Origin of the sequence: Kitasatospora sp. NPDC004669 (assembly GCF_040609455.1) — a bacterium.
GTDB lineage: Bacteria > Actinomycetota > Actinomycetes > Streptomycetales > Streptomycetaceae > Kitasatospora.
In genome coordinates this window covers 1-2,643 of the sequence record NZ_JBEXKB010000194.1, presented here as the reverse complement: position 1 = coordinate 2,643, position 2,643 = coordinate 1, and the positions used below count along the sequence as shown (strand labels likewise).

Genomic DNA, 2,643 nt, shown 5'->3' with positions numbered 1-2,643 from the left:
CGGCGGCCACCCGTTACCGATCCGCCGCAGATCTCCTCGCCGCCGCACGAAGCGAAGACGACACACCGACAAGTTGATTCCTTACGGCTTCAGTGAACGCGGCAGCGCTGGTAGGCGGCACCGAGCATGACCTTGCGGATCGCCTTGACCAGGCCGCTGTGGTGGTCGCCGATGACCAGCCGGACCCCGGCCAGTCCGCGTTCCCGCAGGGAGCGCAGGAACTCGGCCCAGAACACCTCGGTCTCGCTGTCACCGACCATCAGCCCCAGCACCTCGCGGCCGCCGTCCTCGGTGATCCCGGTGGCGACGACCACGGCCCGGGAGACGATCTGGTGGTTCACCCGCGCCTTGCAGTAGGTGGCATCGAGGTAGACGTAGGGGAAGCGGGTGTGGTCGAGCGGCCGGTCCCGGAACGCGGTGAGCTGCTCGTCCAGGTCTGCGCAGATCCGGGAGACCTCACTCTTGGAGACGCCGGTGTCCGCACCCAGGGCCTTGACCAGGTCGTCGACCGAGCGGGTGGACACGCCCAGCACGTACGCCTCCATGATGACCGCGTAGAGGGCCTGGTCGATCCGGCGTCGGCGCTCCAGCAGGCTGGGAAAGAAGCTGCCGGTGCGGACCTTGGGGATGGCCAGCTCCAGGTCGCCGGCCTGCGTGGTGAGCGTCTTGTCGCGGTGGCCGTTGCGCCAGGTGGTGCGGGCCTCGGTGCGCTCGCCCGGTTCGGCACCAATCCGGGCGGTGGCCTCGGCTTCGATCAGCTCTTGCAGGATCCGCTGGGCCAGGACCCTGATCAACTCGATTCCGTCTGCCGTACGGAGTGACTCCGTCAGGCGGAGTAGGTCAGACTGGGATAAGGCCATCGCGTACCTCCCTGGTGAACTCGCCGTTCTACTAAGAGAGTTGCTCGATGGCTGCCCCATGACCAGGGGTTACTCCAAGATCCCTGCTACACCACTCCACGGGACGCCATCCCGTGATGGAACGGAAGTTGCCCGCAGAGAAGCCGTGGCCCTCGTTGGCGACGTACACGATCCCCGGCGTCTCTCGTAGATCGAGCTGGACGAGGACGCGTCCTGGCTCATCCGACCGAAGGGCATCGTGCCCATTCTGGATGAGCTCCAGCAGCGCGCGACCTTCGTACTCCTGGGCCGTGTCCTCACTGATCGACTTGAGGCTCTCGGCGAACCGCCAGTCGTCGCCAGCCTGTTGGAACAGTTCGACCCGCCGCAGAGTGCGGGCCAGGATGTGACCCGCCGTGCTGTCGGTGTCATCGGGGTGGTTCACGTACTCATCGCTCCCGGTGTGACTGAAAGGATTTCAGCTTTCTGTCGGAGCAGCCTTCACTCTCACCGGACCGCGTCTCGTCGGCAGGCATGGTTTCCGGCCATCCGTTCGATGGGGGAGAACCGCAGATCCGTGCAGGTCCAAGGATGTTGCGGTCGCTGTTTGCGCCGGAGGAGGCGCCTCGGCCGTAGGCCGAAATCAGCTTGCTGCTCAGAGGATGTGTCATTGGCCGGTGATAGGCGGTGCAGACCGTTACTGTCCACCGGCACCGTCACGGTCTCCCTCAAGTAGTCGATCTCCTGTGCCGGCGCAGCACGGCAGGGCGGGATCAAGGGTAGATGTGTGCATGGTGATCTCGGGCGTCAGGCGCTCCGCCGACTCGGCGTCGACATACTGGACTCGGTGGTCCACCACCAGGGAATGGCGGCTACGGACTCGGGTGCGCATACGGCCGGGTGTCGTACGGCGCTGGAAAACGCACAAGATGGTGACTTTTGCATCAGAGTGAATAGCCAGGCCGCAGCACTGCTCCCCGCCCACGCGGGGATTCTGGTTTCCCTCCTTGGCCGTGGTGGTAGGTCAGCTAGGGTGCCAGAGTGTTCCGCCGATCTGGCTCGGTGACAACAGCTCTGTGATGAAGCAGGTGATCGAACGCCTCTACGCGTGCTCCAGCCTGCTCAACGACCAGGGGCAGTACGCCTATTACGGCCGCGTAGGCGGCTGCCTGATCACCGGCAACGAGGACGGCGTCAAGCACTGCGCCATGAACGTCCTCTACAGCCTCCAGCACCTGGGCTACACCATCCCGCCCCAGGCCGACGCCGGATGGATCGGCGAGGCGGGCCCCGGCCCCTCGTACCTCGATCCCGGCTCGGGCGGCCCGGAGAACGACTTCACCAACCGCAACACCACCTTCATGACCTGGAACCTGCTGCATCTGGCCCGGGCGCTGAAGGACCTCGGCGGTATCCGCGCCTACGGCAACCAGCGCACAGCCTGGGATGCAGGCTGCCGCCGCGACTACGAGAACCCCGAACACCGGTAAGGACACCAGCGGCCGGGGCAGCCGCTTCGGTGGGAAGCAGGGCCCTGTCCCTGCGCCAGTCGCGGCAATCGCAGCCTGGGTGGACTGCGCACGGTGCCCAGGCAAGACCCTGACGCCGTCGCCGCTCATGTGGCATGGAGGTGCTGAACATCACTCGCCGCCGCGAGGGTGCGCCCGCTGTCCGCCGCGCGGTCGAGTGCGCGAGCGAGTGCACGGACGGCTTCGCCGGGCCTGGGAACGGCACGGTTTCTCCCTGCTCGCCGAGGGTGTGTACGCCTGCCGGATGGAGCCCTGACCACCGAACCGGCCCCGTC

The 2,643-nt window shown here is 66.3% G+C and carries 1 protein-coding gene and 2 pseudogenes; 1 reads left to right on the top strand and 2 read right to left on the bottom strand.

Annotation, left to right across the window (positions count from 1 at the left end):
- Positions 1–92 precede the first annotated feature (92 nt).
- Together ABZW30_RS46790 and ABZW30_RS46785 are read right to left on the bottom strand one after the other, a co-directional pair.
- A pseudogene (locus ABZW30_RS46790) lies at positions 93–860 on the bottom strand (IS256 family transposase); the annotation flags it as partial.
- 31 nt (positions 861–891) lie between these two features.
- Positions 892–1,284: a hypothetical protein gene (locus tag ABZW30_RS46785; RefSeq protein ID WP_355677459.1), complete on the bottom strand. Its 393-nt coding sequence runs from the start codon at positions 1,282–1,284 to the stop codon at positions 892–894.
- A gap of 604 nt (positions 1,285–1,888) precedes the next feature.
- On the opposite strand from ABZW30_RS46785, the pseudogene ABZW30_RS46780 reads away from it, so the two are divergent.
- Positions 1,889–2,329: pseudogene (locus ABZW30_RS46780) on the top strand (flavodoxin family protein); the annotation flags it as partial.
- Positions 2,330–2,643 lie beyond the last annotated feature (314 nt).